The sequence below is a fragment of the Streptococcus oralis genome (assembly GCF_026782375.1).
Lineage (GTDB): Bacteria > Bacillota > Bacilli > Lactobacillales > Streptococcaceae > Streptococcus > Streptococcus oralis_CL.
The window spans coordinates 25,236-42,624 of the sequence record NZ_JAKUWJ010000004.1; the positions used below are offsets into that span (position 1 = coordinate 25,236).

Sequence of the window (17,389 nt, forward strand, 5' to 3'; positions counted from 1 at the left end):
AATTTGAAAATGAAAGGAAAAAACATGACTAAACGCGCCTTAATCAGCGTCTCAGACAAAGCGGGCATTGTTGAATTTGCCCATGAACTCAAAAAACTTGATTGGGACATTATCTCGACAGGTGGAACCAAGGTTGCCCTTGATAATGCTGGGGTGGAGACCATTGCCATCGATGATGTGACGGGCTTCCCAGAAATGATGGACGGTCGTGTCAAGACCCTTCATCCAAATATCCATGGTGGACTCTTGGCTCGTCGTGACCTGGATAGCCACTTGGAAGCGGCTAAGGATAATAATATCGAATTGATTGACCTTGTTGTGGTAAATCTTTACCCATTCAAGGAAACCATTCTTAAACCAGACGTGACTTATGCGGATGCCGTTGAAAACATTGATATCGGTGGTCCATCAATGCTTCGTTCAGCAGCGAAGAGTCATGCCAGCGTGACCGTTGTTGTAGACCCTGCTGACTATGCTGTTGTTCTTGACGAATTGGCAGCAAACGGCGAAACATCTTATGAAACTCGCCAACGTTTGGCGGCTAAGGTTTTCCGTCACACAGCAGCTTACGATGCCTTGATTGCAGAATACTTCACAGCTCAAGTGGGTGAAAGCAAACCTGAAAAACTCACTCTGACTTATGACCTAAAACAAGCTATGCGCTATGGGGAAAATCCTCAACAGGATGCTGATTTCTACCAAAAAGCCTTGCCAACGGCTTACTCAATTGCTTCGGCTAAACAGCTCAACGGTAAAGAATTGTCCTTTAACAATATCCGTGACGCTGATGCAGCGATCCGCATCATCCGTGATTTCAAAGACCGTCCAACCGTTGTGGCTCTCAAACACATGAACCCATGTGGAATCGGTCAGGCTGATGACATCGAGACTGCTTGGGACTACGCTTATGAGTCTGACCCAGTGTCTATCTTCGGTGGGATTGTCGTTCTTAACCGTGAGGTGGATGCTGCGACAGCTGAGAAGATGCATGGCGTTTTCCTTGAAATCATCATCGCACCAAGCTATACGGATGAAGCGCTAGCCATTTTGACCAACAAAAAGAAAAACTTGCGTATCCTTGCCTTGCCATTTGACGCTCAAGAAGCGAGCGAAGTGGAAGCAGAATACACAGGCGTAGTAGGTGGACTTCTGGTGCAAAACCAAGACGTGGTCAAGGAAAGCCCAGCTGACTGGCAAGTGGTAACCAAACGCCAACCAACCGAGACAGAAGCAACTGCTTTTGAGTTTGCATGGAAAGCTATTAAGTATGTCAAATCAAACGGTATCATCATCACTAATGATCACATGACGCTTGGTGTTGGCCCAGGTCAAACTAACCGTGTGGCTTCTGTTCGTATCGCCATTGACCAAGCCAAAGACCGTCTTGATGGCGCAGTCCTTGCTTCTGATGCCTTCTTCCCATTTGCCGATAATGTGGAAGAAATCGCCAAAGCAGGGATCAAGGCCATCATCCAACCAGGTGGGTCTGTCCGTGACCAAGAGTCTATCGAAGCGGCTGATAAATACGGCTTGACTATGGTCTTCACAGGAGTAAGACATTTTAGACATTAATTAAATAGAGGCTGAGCAAAAAGTCTTTAAAATCAGAAAACGCATAATATCAGGTATCGAAAATCCCTGATATTATGTGTTTTATTGTGAGAAGACTTACTCTATTTTCGCCTGAAATTGGGTTTTTACCCAGTCTCTTTTTCGAAATTAAGTAGTAGATTCATAAAAAATTATGAGAAGAGAAACTTGTTGGTAGGTTAGAAAAACATCATAATTTTAGAATAAAGGTGATAAATAAAGTTATGATAAATCGTGTTAGAAGTAGATATTTTTGATATAATGAATGTTAGAAGGGCAAAATTAAGGAGGGGATTAATTTGGAAATTAAAAAAAATTATTTAATAAATAGATTTTTTTCCAGAAATACTATAAAAAACCTCGTACAAAATAAAAAAGATCCAATTTTTGAGTGTGTATCGCAGCATCATAAATTAGGTAATAATTTGTCTATAATTCAAAATACTTATATGAAACTCTCTCAATCATATAGAAATGAATATTTTTATAAAAATACGTTGTTAAATAAATTATTATTAGGGGTACATAGTATAAATACTACTACTGCTTTGACTGAAATACCTGTTGGAAATGCAAAACCAGATTTTATTTTAATAAATGGAAAAGCTGTGGTATATGAAATCAAAACTGAATTTGACAATTTTGACAGGTTAGAAAATCAAATCACAGAATACTATAGAGCATTTAATCACGTTGCAATTGTTACTCATGAAAAAAATGTAAATCTAGCTTTGGAGAAGATCAGGTTGTTAAAAAAACCTGTAGGTCTTTATGTGCTCCAAAGAAACAGCAAAATTAAAACAATAATTAAACCAGAGAAGTACAATACTGATTTAGATAGGGAAATAATTTTTAAAATACTTCGTAAGGGGGAATATGAAAATATTATTGAGAAACATTTTAATTCGTTACCAGATGTGTCTCAATTTGAGTATTATGACGTTTGTAAATTATTAACCAAAAAGATTCCATTGGAACAGTTTTATTCGGACTTTCTTATGGAATTAAAGAAGAGAAATTCAATAGATAAAGATTTATTTGCAGATGTTCCTTATGAACTTAAATTTTTGGTGTATTTCATGAATTTTAAACCTAAGGATTTTAAGGCATTAAAGCAGTTTTTAAATGAATAAAGGAGTATTTATATGTATTTTCCATATTTGAGAGGAAGGAAGTATGAGTTAATTGCTCTTAGAGAATTGTTAGAAAATAATAAATTAGGAAGCGCTGTAATTCCAATTATTGAACCGGTAAGATTATCTCCTACACTGGTAAGTACTTTGGAGAGTTTTAAAGATAAGAGGCAGAAATGTTCCATTGTAATGAATCCAGGTGTAGGATCTTTTTTGGAGGAATATAGCGATTTTTCTAAAAGTAATCTTGCTACTCGATTGGATAGTTTGATTGATGAAAGTGAGAATTTTTATTATGTTTCGTTGATAAGTAAGGATTATAGTTTAGAAGATAATTTTAAGTCTATTGCGGATATTGGCAAACAAATAACAGTATGTAAGAAGCCCGATGATTTACAAGGATATAATAAAAATTATATGGATCAAGAGACGGCGTATAATTTTATTTCAGAAATAGGAAGACTAAAAAGAGAAGTTCAGGGAAATAAAGTCAAGATTGTTGACAATTTTGTTAAATTAGCAAGAAATACAGATTATTCAGACAAAGATGATGAATTCTTCTCAGATGATCATAAATATTTTATAGCAGATGAATATAAGGGATTTTCTGACTATTCCATTGTAGGAGAGGAGTATAGTGAATCAGGTTTTGCTCCTTATGCGGTCGCCATTCACATCGTTTATTTTGATTCTGATGAAAATCTAAGAATTCACCATTTTGTATCAGAAACAAACCAAGATCCAACAAACCCAGCTGGTAAGTTTAAGGAAGCACTTGAAAAATTAATTATATTTGTCAATGAGGGCCGAGTGGAAAGAACGCTGGCGATAAATGAATTCGAAAAATTGTATAAAACGGGTTCTTATCCAGGTCTTGGCACAGTAAAGAAATTGTCCATTATGCATCATATTGAATTGGTTAGTAAGTATCTTGACCGGAGCAGTGGAGACAGTGAATGAAAATTTGTAAAGATTGTTTTGCAGATGAGATTCTTAAAAACGAAGTTAATATAGCTGAAAGGCAAGCTAGCTGTGATATTTGCTCAAATAATAATGTTTGTGTTTATGATACACAGTATGACTACTATTTAATTCCATTTTTGAGCTCTCTCGTTTCTATTTTTTCTCCAGTAGATAAAATAGAAAATTTCCCAGTTGGGCAAGAAACGCTTCTAAAAACAGAAATAGCTGCAAATTGGAATATATTTACTACTAAAGAGGAGTTCAAGATTCACCAAATGCTTTCTGAGATTTGTAAAAATCTATTCGAAGAAAGTCCTGAATTGTTAACACACCCTGTTGGAGTAAAGCAGATGTATGACCCAATCTATTTACAAGAACATTCATTGTTCAGTAAGAGTTGGGAACGCTTTGTTGATGATATTAAATATAACAATCGTTTTCATTCAAATCAAATTAATAAATGTATTTTAAAAAAGTATTGCGAAGCGATCCAAAAGACTTATTCAGAAGGAGAACAATTCTATAGGTGTAGGATTTCAAAGGACGGGAAACAATTTGAATCAGAAGATATAGGAGCGCCGCCTAAAGGTAAATCTGCTGACGGAAGGGCTAATTCTAAAGGAGTTGCTGTGCTTTATTTAGGTGATTCAGAAACGACAACAATACATGAAACAAGAACAGGGCTATATGACCATGTATGTATTGGAACTTTTAAGTTAAATTCTCCCATAACAGTCATTGATTTTAAAAAAATAAATGAAATTAGCCCTTTTCAAGATGGAATTATTGATGATATTGCTGAATTAGCGATTAATAAAAAACATCTAGAAAAGATCGATTCTGAGATGGGGAGAGTAATGAGAAAGTCTGATGACATTCTAGATTATATACTTACTCAATACATAGCTGATTTTGTGAAATCTCTAACCAAACCAATTTCTGGAGAATTAATTTATCAAGGAATTGAATTTCGTAGCGTTATGAATCCCGAAGGATTCAATTTAGCTATATTTACGCCGAATTGTTTTGAGGTAACTGATATAAGGATGAAACGAATAAATCATATTTCTTATAGCTGGTAAGCTTAATACCTAGCGAAGCTTTTCTACATATTTTAGAGATATTCTGCACCCAATACCGCCTTGTTTTATAATGAGGCGGTATTGAGTGTTTAAAGACTAAAAATGGAATAGGCTCAGTAAGTTTACTCGATGTTGTATTTTTTCTCGCAAATATAATTAGATTAAAACGAACGTTTGTGATATAATATTAGTAAATAATTCGCAAAAGAGGTTGAGAAATGAAGCTGTTAGTTGTTGGTTCGGGTGGTCGTGAACATGCCATTGCTAAGAAGTTGCTTGAGTCAAAAAGCGTTGAAAGGGTTTTTGTTGCCCCTGGAAATGACGGAATGACTCTGGATGGTCTGGAATTGGTAAATATCTCTATTTCCGAACATTCTAAGTTGATTGACTTTGCAAAGGCCAACGATATTGCTTGGACTTTCATAGGTCCAGATGATGCTTTGGCTGCAGGTATCGTGGATGACTTTAATCAAGTTGGGCTTAAGGCTTTTGGTCCGACTAGGGCTGCAGCGGAGCTGGAGTGGTCCAAGGATTTTGCTAAGGAAATCATGGTCAAGTACGACGTTCCGACAGCAGCCTATGGCACATTCTCAGATTTTGAGGAAGCCAAGACCTATATCGAAAAGCAGGGGGCTCCTATCGTGGTCAAGGCGGATGGCTTGGCCCTTGGGAAAGGTGTCGTTGTTGCTGAGACAGTCGAGCAAGCGGTCGAAGCCGCTCACGAGATGCTTTTGGACAATAAATTCGGGGATTCAGGTGCGCGTGTAGTTATCGAGGAGTTTCTTGAAGGTGAGGAATTTTCTCTCTTTGCCTTTGTTAATGGGGACAAGTTCTACATCATGCCAACAGCTCAGGACCACAAACGTGCCTATGATGGCGACAAGGGGCCTAACACTGGTGGGATGGGTGCCTTTGCGCCAGTTCCACACTTACCACAGAGTGTGGTTGACACGGCAGTGGAGACTATTGTCAAGCCAGTCCTTGAGGGGATGACCCAAGAAGGGCGTCCTTACCTTGGTGTCCTTTACGCAGGGCTTATTTTAACAGCTGACGGACCTAAGGTCATCGAGTTCAATGCTCGTTTTGGAGACCCCGAAACTCAGATTATCTTGCCTCGTTTGACATCTGACCTTGCACAAAATATCACGGATATCCTCGATAGCAATGAGCCAGCTATTACTTGGACGGATAAGGGTGTGACACTAGGTGTGGTTGTAGCATCAAACGGCTACCCACTCGCTTATGAGAAAGGTGTCAAGCTTCCTACCAAGACAGAAGGCGACATCATCACTTACTATGCCGGAGCTAAATTTGCTGAAAATGGGGAAGACCTTCTTTCAAACGGAGGCCGTGTCTATATGCTCGTCACCACTGCTGATACCGTCAAAGAAGTCCAAGAAACCATCTACAAGGAACTTGACAAACAAAATACAGAAGGCCTCTTTTACCGAACAGATATCGGAAGCAAAGCAATTAAGTAAAGATATAAGAATAACGCGACGAAGTCGCCAAACACGCTAATGGTCGTTTAATTTGCGAGCGTTAGCGAGCTGATATAGAGCAATCACCGCCGTTGTGAAAGAACGATTGGATTATAAGCCAATCGTTCAGGGAAATCGGAAGACCTTGGGCTTCCGATTTAGGCATGAGACACCTTTGGTGGCTGCTGCCGTCCCTCACAACCTAAGGTGATTGTCAAAAAAAAGGAAGAAATAGGATTAAAAATGAAACCAGTAATTTCCATCATCATGGGCTCAAAATCCGACTGGGCTACCATGCAAAAAACCGCCGAAGTCCTAGACCGCTTCGGTGTAGCCTACGAAAAGAAAGTTGTTTCCGCACACCGTACACCAGACCTTATGTTCAAACTTGCCGAAGAAGCACGTAGTCGTGGTATTAAGGTTATCATCGCAGGTGCGGGTGGCGCTGCTCACTTGCCAGGTATGGTAGCTGCCAAAACAACCCTTCCTGTCATTGGTGTACCAGTCAAATCACGTGCTCTTAGTGGCGTGGACTCGCTCTACTCTATCGTTCAGATGCCGGGCGGTGTACCTGTTGCGACCATGGCTATTGGTGAAGCAGGTGCGACCAATGCGGCCCTCTTTGCCCTCCGTCTCCTTTCAGTAGAGGATCAGGCTATTGCGACAGCATTGGCAGATTTCGCAGAAGAACAAGGAAAAATCGCAGAGGAGTCGACGAATGAGCTCATCTAAAACAATCGGAATTATCGGTGGTGGTCAGCTGGGTCAGATGATGGCCATTTCTGCTATCTACATGGGTCACAAGGTTATCGCGCTGGATCCTGCGGCGGATTGCCCAGCCTCTCGTGTGGCGGAAATCATCGTGGCGCCTTATAATGATGTGGACGCCCTCCGTCAGTTGGCGGAGCGTTGCGATGTCCTGACCTATGAGTTTGAGAATGTCGATGCTGACGGTTTGGATGCCGTTATCAAAGACGGTCAACTCCCACAAGGAACAGATCTACTTCGGATTTCCCAAAACCGGATTTTTGAGAAGGACTTTCTTTCCAACAAGGCACAAGTCACTGTGGCACCCTACAAGGTCGTGACTTCAAGCCAAGATTTGGCAGATATCGACCTCTCTAAAAACTATGTCCTCAAGACTGCGACGGGTGGCTACGATGGCCATGGTCAAAAGGTTATTCTTTCAGCAGACGATTTGGAAGAAGCCTATGCGCTAGCAGATTCAGCAGACTGTGTTTTGGAAGAATTTGTCAACTTTGACCTTGAGATTTCTGTCATCGTGTCAGGAAATGGCAAGGACGTGACAGTTTTCCCAGTTCAGGAAAATATTCACCGAAACAACATCCTTTCAAAAACTATTGTGCCTGCCCGCATTTCAGAAAGTCTAGCAGCCAAAGCCAAAGCTATGGCGGTGCGAATCGCAGAACAACTCAACTTGTCTGGAACCCTTTGCGTGGAAATGTTTGCGACCGCTGATAACATCATTGTCAATGAGATTGCCCCACGCCCACATAACTCTGGTCACTATTCAATCGAAGCCTGCGACTTCTCTCAGTTTGATACCCATATTCTAGGCGTTCTGGGAGCACCATTGCCAGCCATCAAACTACATGCACCTGCTGTCATGCTCAATGTCCTCGGCCAGCATGTCGAGGTCGCTGAAAAATATGTCACAGAAAATCAAAGCGCCCACCTCCACATGTATGGTAAAATAGAAGCGAAGCACAACCGCAAGATGGGACATGTGACTTTGTTTAGTGATGTACCGGATAGTATGGTTGAGTTTGGGGAGGGGATTGATTTTTGAAATGACAGAAGAATTTGATGAATTGCTGGATGATGAAATAACGACCGTAACACTGACTTATACGGACGATTTGATTGTTCCATAGATTGCGGATAGAGAGGGGATTCATATTTTAGAGAGAGAGCTGGCAATCAGCTAGTCTTAGAATATTCTTGTTCCGTGAAGGAAGTTAAGGATTATCTGAGTAGTTACGGCCTGCCTAGACTTCCTGAGAGAATTTCATTTGAATTTTCTATACATGAAGACTCAGAAAATGATAATCTTTAAAGCTAAATGGAGACCAGTTTATGATTCAAATTATTGTCAACGCTTTTGTGGAGGAAGGAAAAGAAATCGCCGTTGTGGAAGTACTCTTTGTCATTGCCGACCATGAAAAAGTAAAAGCCAATATCAGGAATTAAAAATTCAATATCCAAACAATTATCTGGCTATCTATGATTCGCCATTGGATACGGATCTAAGTAGCTTGCCGCACTATCCGTCGGTAGCTATAAGCAAGGAGGAATTTGATTAGTCTATGAAAACTATCGGTCTGATTGGTGGTATGAGTTGGGAGAGTACCACATCTTACTACCAAATCATCAACGAAACCATCAAAAAAGAGCTGGGTGGCTTGCATTCAGCTAAGATTCTACTTTATAGTGTTGATTTTGCAGAGATTGAGCATTATCAGGCAGTTGGAGACTGGGAGAAAAGCGGTCAACTGTTGGCAGATATTGCTCAGCGTTTGGAGCAAGCAGGTGCGGATTTCATCGTTATTTGTACCAACACCATGCACAAGGTTGCTCCGCAGATACAAGAAAAGATTACGATTCCAATCTTGCATATTGCGCAGGCAACTGCGCAGGCCTTGTTGGCTGACGGTATTCAAAAAGTCGGCCTCCTAGGAACCAAATACACCATGACTCAAGATTTTTACAAGGAAAAATTAATAGAGTCTGGGTTAGAAGTACTGATTCCAGACCAAGCTGGCATTACGGAGGTTAATCGAATCATTTATGACGAACTCTGCCTAGGGGATATCAAAGAAAGCTCAAAACAGGCTTATCTTGCCATTATAGATGAATTGAAAAAAGCAGGTGCTGAAGCTGTTATCTTGGGTTGTACCGAGATTGGTCTCCTCGTCAAGCAATCCGACACCGACCTGCCTCTCTACGACACAACAGTGATCCATGCAGAGAAAGCAGCGGAGTGGGCGGTAAATAAGTGACCATAGAAGACAAGCATAACCGTAGGGTAGGACATGTGACTTTGTTTAGTGATGCGCTAAATAGTGTGGTTGAATTAGGGAAAAGGATTGATTTTTAGGAGAAGACTATGATTCAAATCATCGTTAACGCATTTGTTGAAAAGGATAAGACTGGAGTAGTCGTCGAAGTCTTGTATGCTAGTAGCGATCATGAAAAAGTGAGAGCTAAGTATGAAGAGTTGGTCGCTCAATATTCTGAAAACTATTTAGTTATCTATGATTTGCCGATGGATACGGATTTGAATACACTGGATCATTATCCATCTGTGTGGATTGGGAAAGAGGAGTTTGAGTAATATGAATTGGGAAAAGATTGCGCTTTTTGTTGGTTTGATTGCAGACGCATTATCTATATATTTAGCCTTTAAAAATGATAATGAAAATGGTATAACAGTTCAAAATTATAGCGTATATATCGAGCAGAGGAGGACAGAATATAGAAGAGAATATAAAAACACAAGTGGCTCTGCAAATTCTGAGGACATAATTGTGTTTATTCTTATTGCATTGGGAATAATATTTTCATTTTCTGTAGGGATATACTTATATTTGATCTTAAAAGGATATCTTCACTTTATTATTGGATTTTTAATGCTAATTGTTGTTATGAGATTCAAAAGGTTAAATTATCCCATATCATCCTACCTTTTCCAGATTGGTATACCAATTTTTATTATAATTACAAGATTTTCTTTCACTGAGTCAACAAATCATTTTTTTGATAGTTTCTCCACCCTAAATCTAAATACAACAAAACCATTTGAATTAGGAAGTAATATAGGGGTAGTATGGAATAGTTTGTTTAGTAAAATTCTTTCGGATAATATGGTGGAAAAAATGACATTTTTTGTTATTGTTTTTGTTATTTTAGTAATAGGTTTATGCATTAGTTCATTACTAAAAAATATTGTATTTCCGAATCGTTTTAAACCAATGAAAATTGGAGAATTCATCACTTATATTTTATTGTTAATTTTTTTAATGAATATTAACAATCCTTTGGTAATTGATAGCTTTAGATCAATACTCAATAGAGTCTTAGAATTTTTTAAAGATTTTTTTAAGGGGTTTAGTAGTAAAACAAATTAGAAATCTCCATCCGATAAAATAATTTTAATCAGATTAGTAAGAATATAATAAAAAGGAACAAGGGCCCACGTATTTACCAAAACTGAATACGGGTTACGGACTTCCTTAAAACTTAAACTAAAAAATTGAAAACTAGAAAGGGAATGGGCATCTAGTTTGCAGAACTGAACCCGGGCGGAAAGCTCGGAATTTAGATAAACCTCCTAGGACGTAAGCATCCGTCGTTGGTTTCCTAAAATTCAGTCGCTTTCTAGTCGCCCTTGGTATCTTAAACATGATCAACCGTTACTCTCGCCCTAAGATGGCGAACATTTGGAGTGAAGAAAATAAATACCGTGCTTGGCTTGAGGTGGAAATCTTAGCTGACGAGGCATGGGCTGAGTTGGGGGAAATCCCTAAGGAAGATGTGGCTTTGATTCGTGAAAAAGCGGACTTTGACATCGACCGTATTTTGGAAATTGAGCAGCAAACTCGTCACGATGTGGTGGCTTTCACACGTGCGGTTTCTGAAACGCTTGGTGAAGAACGCAAGTGGGTTCACTATGGTTTGACTTCTACTGACGTGGTCGATACTGCCTATGGTTACCTCTACAAACAAGCCAACGACATCATCCGTAAGGACCTTGAAAACTTCCTCAACATCATCGCTGACAAAGCGAAAGAACACAAGTTTACTATCATGATGGGACGTACCCACGGTGTGCACGCTGAGCCTACAACTTTTGGTCTTAAATTGGCAACTTGGTACAGCGAAATGAAACGTAACATCGAGCGTTTCGAACATGCGGCTGCTGGCGTGGAAGCTGGTAAGATTTCTGGTGCGGTTGGGAACTTTGCCAACATTCCACCATTTGTAGAGCAATACGTCTGCGACAAGTTGGGTATCCGTGCCCAAGAAATCTCGACACAGGTCCTTCCTCGTGACCTTCATGCTGAGTACTTTGCAGTTCTTGCTAGCATTGCAACTTCCATCGAGCGTATGGCAACGGAGATCCGTGGTCTGCAAAAGTCTGAACAACGTGAAGTAGAAGAGTTCTTTGCCAAAGGGCAAAAAGGTTCATCTGCAATGCCTCACAAACGCAACCCTATCGGTTCTGAAAACATGACAGGTCTGGCGCGTGTTATCCGTGGTCACATGGTGACGGCCTATGAAAACGTCGCTCTCTGGCACGAACGTGATATTTCCCACTCATCAGCTGAGCGTATCATCACACCAGATACGACCATTTTGATCGACTACATGCTCAACCGTTTTGGAAATATCGTCAAGAACTTGACAGTCTTCCCTGAAAACATGATCCGTAACATGAACTCAACTTTCGGTCTTATCTTCAGTCAACGTGCCATGTTGACCTTGATTGAGAAAGGCATGACCCGTGAGCAAGCCTATGACTTGGTGCAACCAAAAACAGCTTACTCTTGGGATAACCAAGTAGACTTCAAACCGCTTCTTGAAGCAGATCCAGAAGTGACATCACGCCTGACTCAAGAGGAAATCGATGAAATCTTCAACCCAGCATACTACACCAAACGAGTAGAGGATATCTTTGAACGTATCGGACTTGGTGATTAATCCTAACAATAAAAAGCGAGATTCAATCTCGCTTTTTTGTATGCTTATCGAAGAGGTTTAGTTTTCTTTTCTCTTAGTCAGTCCGTAGGCTGCTAGAGTCGCCATGAGTCCTGCTGCGACCAAACCTGCAGAGTCTTGACTTCCTGTTGCAGGGAGTTGTTTTTCATCTGCTTTGGCAGTAGTTGGTGCAGTTTGCTCAGTTTTCTCAACGGCAGTGCCGACTTCAACAACTTGAGTGACCGCTTCCTGTGTTACCACGCTATTGACAAGCGTTCTTTCTTCTTTTCCATCAGCAGTAGTACTTACAGAGTAGAAGGCAGTACGGTGGCCGTTAGCTCCTTTAGTAACAACTTGTGTTTGTCCTTTTGGCAATTGAGGATTTTCACGTGTCACAGTAGTGAATGGAATTTCTTCTTCTTGGATGTCCAGTCTCGGTTTTGTTTCTGCAGCTGGAGCAAGACCGTGTTCATCCCCTACATGGGTTACAAGGGTTCCGACTTCAATAACTTGGGTCACTGCTTCTTGGGTCACAAGGCTATCTACAAGAGTTTTCACTTCCTTACCGTCAGCACTAGTGCTCACAGAGTAGTAATGACTGCGACGACCGTTAGCTCCTTTAGTAACGACTTGCGTTTTCCCTTTGAGCAAGAGTGGATTTTCACGTGTCACAGTAGTGAACGGAATCTCTTCTTCTTGGATATCCAGTCTTGGTTTCGTTTCGGCAGCTGGAGCAAGACCACTTTCATCCCCTTTGTGAGTAATAGGGGCACCGATTTCAACCACTTGGGTCACAGGTTCTTTGGTTACTTGGCTATCTAGAACGGTTTCTGTTTGTTTACCATTTTCAGTAAGGACAGAGATGTAATGAGTGCGTTCGCCATCTACACCTGGTGTGACAATCTTTTCTTGCTTAGCTTGGAGGCTCGGATTTTCTTTTTTGATAACTTCAAATGGAATCTTTTCTGCTCTTGTGATGAGTTCCGGTTTGGTTTCAACGTTGGCAGCTAGTTCGTTTTCATCGAGGCTTCCTGAGTGAGTTGCCGCTGGTTTGAGGCCTAGGCGGGCTGCCTTGAGTTTAGCTACAAGAGCGTCTAACTCGGCTTGTTTGCTGCGATTGAGGTTGTAGTTGAGAGCCTCTTTAGCTGCATTTAGAGCATCCAAGCTTTCCTGGCTGTATCCTTCCAAGTTAGTAGGGATTTGAGCAAGCTCCTCACGGAGAGCATTGTAGTCAGCACGGAAGTAGTCTTTGTTGTGATCTGCGAAGGCAGTCATGAGTTCAAAGATTTCTTCTTCCTTGTACTCGGCACTTGGTTTGTCTGCCCAGATAGCAAGCATACTACCAATAGTAGGAAGGTCAACCTCTGGATACTTGGTAGAAGCAAGCTGGTTAAATGGCACTTTACCAGAGTTTTCAAGTGCTTTTGATAGTGGATAGGCTTCGTCAGGTTTGTGATTACCTAAAACATAGTACCAGTCTCCGTTGGTATTGAGAAGTTTGTAGCCTTTGCTTGCCAGATACTGAGGAGTTGCAAGGTTATAGCCCCACCACCCTTTAGACCAGTAAGAGATGATGACATCCTTGTCAAACTCAACATCATCCTTGTCCTCGTAGTAGAAACCATCGTTGAAGGCCATCGGTTGAAGGCCTCTTTCTTTGGCCATGGCAGCAAGAGTGTTGGAGTACTCAGCAAACTTGCCATAGAGATTGTAGTATTTCAGATAATACCAGCCTTGAGCGTTGGTAGCATCATTGGCATATTCGTCTGTACCGTAGTTAAAGATCTTAGTCTTGCCTGCAAAGAAGTCCATGTACTTGCCGATAAGGGCTTTGACAAAGTTCATCGCTTCTTCGTTTTCAAGGTCCATGGTTGTTTTGGAGACCTTGTCAAAGTAGGCTTGAGGATTTTGGATACCTAATTTTTCCATAGCGACAAGCATGGCATCCATGTGACCTGGGCTGTTGATCGCTGGGATGAGTCCAATCCCTTTTGATTTTGCGTACTCGATCAATTCAGTGATTTCAGCCTGACTAAGAGTGGTTCCGTTTGGATCATCGTAGTAAGCTTTTGTTCCTTCAATGATGGCATTTTTGACATCGTCACTTGCATAAGTTTTGCCGTTAGCTGTGATGGTCATGTCATCAAGGAGGAAGCGAAGTCCGTCATTTCCTAGGAGGAGATGCACATCAGAATATCCAAGTTCACTAGCTTTATCAATGATACGTTTGAGTTGTTCAGCTGAGAAGTACTTACGTCCAGCGTCAATTGAGATCACCTTGTTCTTGGCAAGTTTTTCAACTTCACGTTTCGCGTCTTCTTCTTTTTGAGCTTCTGGTGTGAAGGTTAGGTTGCTAACAGCTTCTTGGTGTTTCGCGATTGCCTGGTCAATGGTGTCTTGTTGGGCACGACTGAGGTTGCTATCGAGTGAGCGAATGGCTTTTTCAGCTTCTTTGACAGCCGCGACACTTTCTGCAGTATATCGGTTAAGGTCTGTTGGGACTTCTTTAAGGGCTTGCTCAGCAGACTCATAGTCGGCAGCAAAGTATTCAGCATTTGCATTTGCGAAGCTACGCATGAGTTTGAAGAGACGTGATGGAGAATAGCGTGCTGATGGAGTATCTGCCCAAGCAGCTACCATACCACCGATGAACGGAATATCTGCTCCTTCAGATTTTGGAACAGAAGTGATTGGAGTGTTCTTAATCCCATTGAGACCTTGGTCGAGGTTGTACCAGCCTTGGCCGTCGGCATTTCGTCCGAGAACATAGTACCAAGCATCGTTGGTATTAAGAATTTGGTGACCTTTCTCAACTAGAAGTTTAGAAGAAGCGACGTCGTAACCGCCCCATCCACCAGTCCACATAGAAACGATGATATCTTTGTCAAAGGTTCCAAAGCTAGTGTCGCTATTGTAGTAGATACCATCGTTAAAGGCCATTGGTTTGAGACCGTGAGATTTAACAATGCGAGCTAGGTCATTAGCATAAGCGATAAATTTGTCATAACCCTTATCTGGGAAGCCATCTTCTGGATACCACTTGTAGGCTTGAAGAACGCTCCATCCTTTGGCATCTGTAGCATCATTGGCGTACTCGTCTAGTCCGATATTGAAAATATCAGTTTTGCCAGCGAAGTAAGCAGCATACTTGTCGATCAGAGCTTTAGTAAACTCAACAGCTTCTTTGTTATCCAGGTCAACGGTACGAGCAGATTCCTTGCCAAAGTAGTTGAAGTTCGGTTTTTGGATACCTAGTTCTTTCATGGTATGCAAAATGGCATCCATGTGGCCAGGACTGTTAACAGTTGGGATTAGTCCGATACCTTTATCTTTAGCATAGTTAATCAAGTCCGTCATTTGGCTCTCTGTTAAATGGTTGCCATTTGGATCCTTGTAATAGGCATCAGTTCCATTTTCGAGCGCACGTTTGACATCATCACTTGCATAGGTTTTGCCATTGGCTTTGATGGTCATGTCGTCCAACATGAAACGCATGCCATCGTTTCCAACTAGTAAATGAAGATCAGTATAACCATAGTGTTTAGCTTTGTCGATGATTTCTTTGAGTTGCTCAGGCGAGAAGTACTTGCGTCCAGCATCAATTGAGATCATTTTTCGTTTAGCCAGTTTTTCATTTACCTGAGCTGCTCGTTCAGTGTTAGGAGTGGTTACTGCAGGTGTGGCTGCTTCATTTTTCTTTTCTGAAGGAGAGTTTTCTGCAGGAACTTCAGTTGGAGCAGGACTTTCTTTCTCAGTAGTCGGAGTAGGATTAGCATTTTCTGTCACAGCTGGTGCAGTTGTTTCTTCCGTTTTTGGAGCAACTGTATGAGGAGCATCCGTGTCTTCTTTGACCTCCTCTTTTACAGGTTCTTCAGCCTTTTCTTCCAGTTTTTCTGGGGCCTTGGGCTCTCCAACCTCATTGGGTGTTTGAGGACTCTCCTGGACAGTTTGAACTGTTTCCTCAGCTGTTGGAGCCGGAGTAATCCCGTCGGCAGCTACGACTTGTGCGCTAAAAGCAAATCCTATAAGTACAGAAGCTGCTCCAACCGCGTATTTACGAATGGAGAAGCGCTGTTTCTTTTCTAGTTTCATGACAAAACCTCCTTGTTGTTATCGCATATGATAGCGTTTACATAAAACCAATTTTATTTTATTATCTAAGGGGTAAAATGTCAAGTGGGTTTATATAAGAACTATAATAAATGGAGGAAAACATAAGATTTAGGAGAAAATTGTCAATAAAAGATAAAGATAGAAGGAAAAACGAAGCAAATATTTAACTTGTTTTTAGTAAAAACGCTACTAATTAAATAAGAACCTTTCATAGCATTTTCATAGCTTCTTTCTCGTGCTATAATTAAATACAGAAAAAGCCTGAGCTGGGCTCAGGCTTTTTCTTAATGACCTCGGTTACATGAGATGAATTTGATTTTGTAGTAGTCTGCTCGCTTATAAGTTTCACTATAGGCAAGGACTTGGCCAGTGGCCTCAAGTTTTGTAGTCTTGGTTTGGAAGACAGTTGGGAATTGTGTATCGATTCCAAGTACAGAAGCAGCATGCTCTGGTGTTGGAAAGGCAATCTCGTTGATTTCCTCAAAATGCTCATCACTCATGTGAATGCGGTAATCCAATTTGAAACGTTTATAGATAGAACTATAATAATCAAGATTTGGATAGTTGGCATTGATATATTGTTCAGGAACATAAGATGTGTGGTAGATGTATGTAACGTCATTTGTTTGACGAATACGTTCAATCTTATAGTAGAATTGATCTCCACGTAGGCCGAGTTTCTCTAAATATTCAAGCTTGTTTCCGCGCTCGATAGAAAGGACAGTAACTTTATCGTCTTTTGTTTCAAAGATTTCAACATCTGAAAACTCAACGAGTTTGTGCTTACGTGCACGTGAAACGAAAGTTCCTTTACCTTGTTGACGGACAATATAGCCGTCTTTTGCAAGGTCGTTCAAAGCACGAACAACGGTGATTGAACTAACATCGTACATCGCAATCAATTCTGCTTCTGTATAAAATTTATCTCCACTCGCAAATTGACCTGAGATGATTTTGTTTTTTAATTCATCTTTAATATATTGGTATTTTGGAATAGCCATAATTTCACCTCGATTCTCTTTCTCCAACCTTGATTTTACCATAAATACTAAGAAAATAGTAGTATTTAGGTAAAAAAAATTAAAATAATCGACTAAAGATGTTATGTTACATGTAAAAAATTTCATTTTTTAGCCTTGTGAATTATCATACATAAAAAAACGACTTTCATGCGATTTTTTGATAATTTCGGTAAACGGTAAGTAAAAAAATAGAAAAATTTTAAAGAATTTTCTAAAACCTATTGACAAATGCAAAAGATTTGATTATATTTAATATTATAATAAATGAAAGCGCAAACTTAATTAGT

The 17,389-nt window shown here is 40.5% G+C and carries 14 protein-coding genes and 2 pseudogenes; 14 read left to right on the forward strand and 2 right to left on the reverse strand.

Features of this window, described 5'->3' with window-relative positions:
• Positions 1 to 24: 24 nt before the first annotated feature.
• The 14 genes and pseudogenes from purH (at position 25) to purB (ending at position 11,970) form a co-directional block, all read left to right on the forward strand.
• Positions 25 to 1,572, forward strand: a complete 1,548-nt coding sequence (gene purH, locus MK409_RS08030; RefSeq protein ID WP_268705944.1) for a bifunctional phosphoribosylaminoimidazolecarboxamide formyltransferase/IMP cyclohydrolase — start codon at positions 25 to 27, stop codon at positions 1,570 to 1,572.
• A 317-nt stretch (positions 1,573 to 1,889) separates the two neighbouring features.
• Positions 1,890 to 2,723, forward strand: coding sequence for a sce7726 family protein (locus MK409_RS08035; protein WP_268705945.1), 834 nt, complete (start codon positions 1,890 to 1,892; stop codon positions 2,721 to 2,723).
• A 12-nt stretch (positions 2,724 to 2,735) separates the two neighbouring features.
• Positions 2,736 to 3,683, forward strand: a complete 948-nt coding sequence (locus tag MK409_RS08040) for a sce7725 family protein (protein WP_268705946.1) — start codon at positions 2,736 to 2,738, stop codon at positions 3,681 to 3,683.
• Positions 3,680 to 4,768 (forward strand): RES domain-containing protein, encoded by a 1,089-nt coding sequence (locus tag MK409_RS08045; protein ID WP_268705947.1) that lies wholly within the window; start codon positions 3,680 to 3,682, stop codon positions 4,766 to 4,768. Before MK409_RS08040 ends, MK409_RS08045 begins: the two co-directional genes overlap by 4 nt.
• Positions 4,769 to 4,986: 218 nt before the next feature.
• Positions 4,987 to 6,249 (forward strand): phosphoribosylamine--glycine ligase, encoded by a 1,263-nt coding sequence (gene purD, locus MK409_RS08050; protein WP_268705948.1) that lies wholly within the window; start codon positions 4,987 to 4,989, stop codon positions 6,247 to 6,249.
• Between the two features lie 94 nt (positions 6,250 to 6,343).
• Positions 6,344 to 6,460 carry a phosphoribosylaminoimidazole carboxylase gene (locus tag MK409_RS08055; protein ID WP_080980075.1) on the forward strand — a complete coding sequence of 39 codons (117 nt, stop codon included), beginning with the start codon at positions 6,344 to 6,346 and terminating at the stop codon, positions 6,458 to 6,460.
• Between the two features lie 32 nt (positions 6,461 to 6,492).
• Positions 6,493 to 6,981 carry a 5-(carboxyamino)imidazole ribonucleotide mutase gene (purE, locus tag MK409_RS08060; protein WP_268705949.1) on the forward strand — a complete coding sequence of 163 codons (489 nt, stop codon included), beginning with the start codon at positions 6,493 to 6,495 and terminating at the stop codon, positions 6,979 to 6,981.
• On the forward strand, positions 6,968 to 8,059 hold the full coding sequence (gene purK / locus MK409_RS08065; protein ID WP_268705950.1) for a 5-(carboxyamino)imidazole ribonucleotide synthase: 1,092 nt from the start codon (positions 6,968 to 6,970) through the stop codon (positions 8,057 to 8,059). The genes purE and purK overlap by 14 nt, the downstream gene beginning before the upstream one ends.
• 287 nt (positions 8,060 to 8,346) lie before the next feature.
• Positions 8,347 to 8,573, forward strand: a pseudogene (locus tag MK409_RS08070) (phosphoribosylaminoimidazole carboxylase).
• A 3-nt stretch (positions 8,574 to 8,576) separates the two neighbouring features.
• Positions 8,577 to 9,269: an aspartate/glutamate racemase family protein gene (locus MK409_RS08075; protein ID WP_268705951.1), complete on the forward strand. Its 693-nt coding sequence runs from the start codon at positions 8,577 to 8,579 to the stop codon at positions 9,267 to 9,269.
• A 2-nt stretch (positions 9,270 to 9,271) separates the two neighbouring features.
• Positions 9,272 to 9,367: pseudogene (locus MK409_RS08965) on the forward strand (phosphoribosylaminoimidazole carboxylase); the annotation flags it as partial.
• A gap of 9 nt (positions 9,368 to 9,376) precedes the next feature.
• Positions 9,377 to 9,604 carry a phosphoribosylaminoimidazole carboxylase gene (locus MK409_RS08080; protein WP_268705952.1) on the forward strand — a complete coding sequence of 76 codons (228 nt, stop codon included), beginning with the start codon at positions 9,377 to 9,379 and terminating at the stop codon, positions 9,602 to 9,604.
• Position 9,605: 1 nt separating this feature from the next.
• The gene (locus MK409_RS08085) at positions 9,606 to 10,397 is read left to right on the forward strand and encodes a beta-carotene 15,15'-monooxygenase (protein ID WP_268705953.1); all 792 of its coding nucleotides are present in this window, start codon (positions 9,606 to 9,608) and stop codon (positions 10,395 to 10,397) included.
• 274 nt (positions 10,398 to 10,671) lie between these two features.
• Positions 10,672 to 11,970, forward strand: a complete 1,299-nt coding sequence (gene purB, locus MK409_RS08090; RefSeq protein ID WP_268705954.1) for an adenylosuccinate lyase — start codon at positions 10,672 to 10,674, stop codon at positions 11,968 to 11,970.
• 57 nt (positions 11,971 to 12,027) lie between these two features.
• Here the strand turns inward: purB and strH are convergent, their stop codons facing one another.
• Together strH and MK409_RS08100 are read right to left on the reverse strand one after the other, a co-directional pair.
• Positions 12,028 to 16,059 (reverse strand): LPXTG-anchored beta-N-acetylhexosaminidase StrH, encoded by a 4,032-nt coding sequence (gene strH, locus MK409_RS08095; RefSeq protein WP_268705955.1) that lies wholly within the window; start codon positions 16,057 to 16,059, stop codon positions 12,028 to 12,030.
• A 305-nt stretch (positions 16,060 to 16,364) separates the two neighbouring features.
• Positions 16,365 to 17,123: a GntR family transcriptional regulator gene (locus MK409_RS08100; RefSeq protein ID WP_193750115.1), complete on the reverse strand. Its 759-nt coding sequence runs from the start codon at positions 17,121 to 17,123 to the stop codon at positions 16,365 to 16,367.
• Between the last annotated feature and the right edge of the window lie 266 nt (positions 17,124 to 17,389).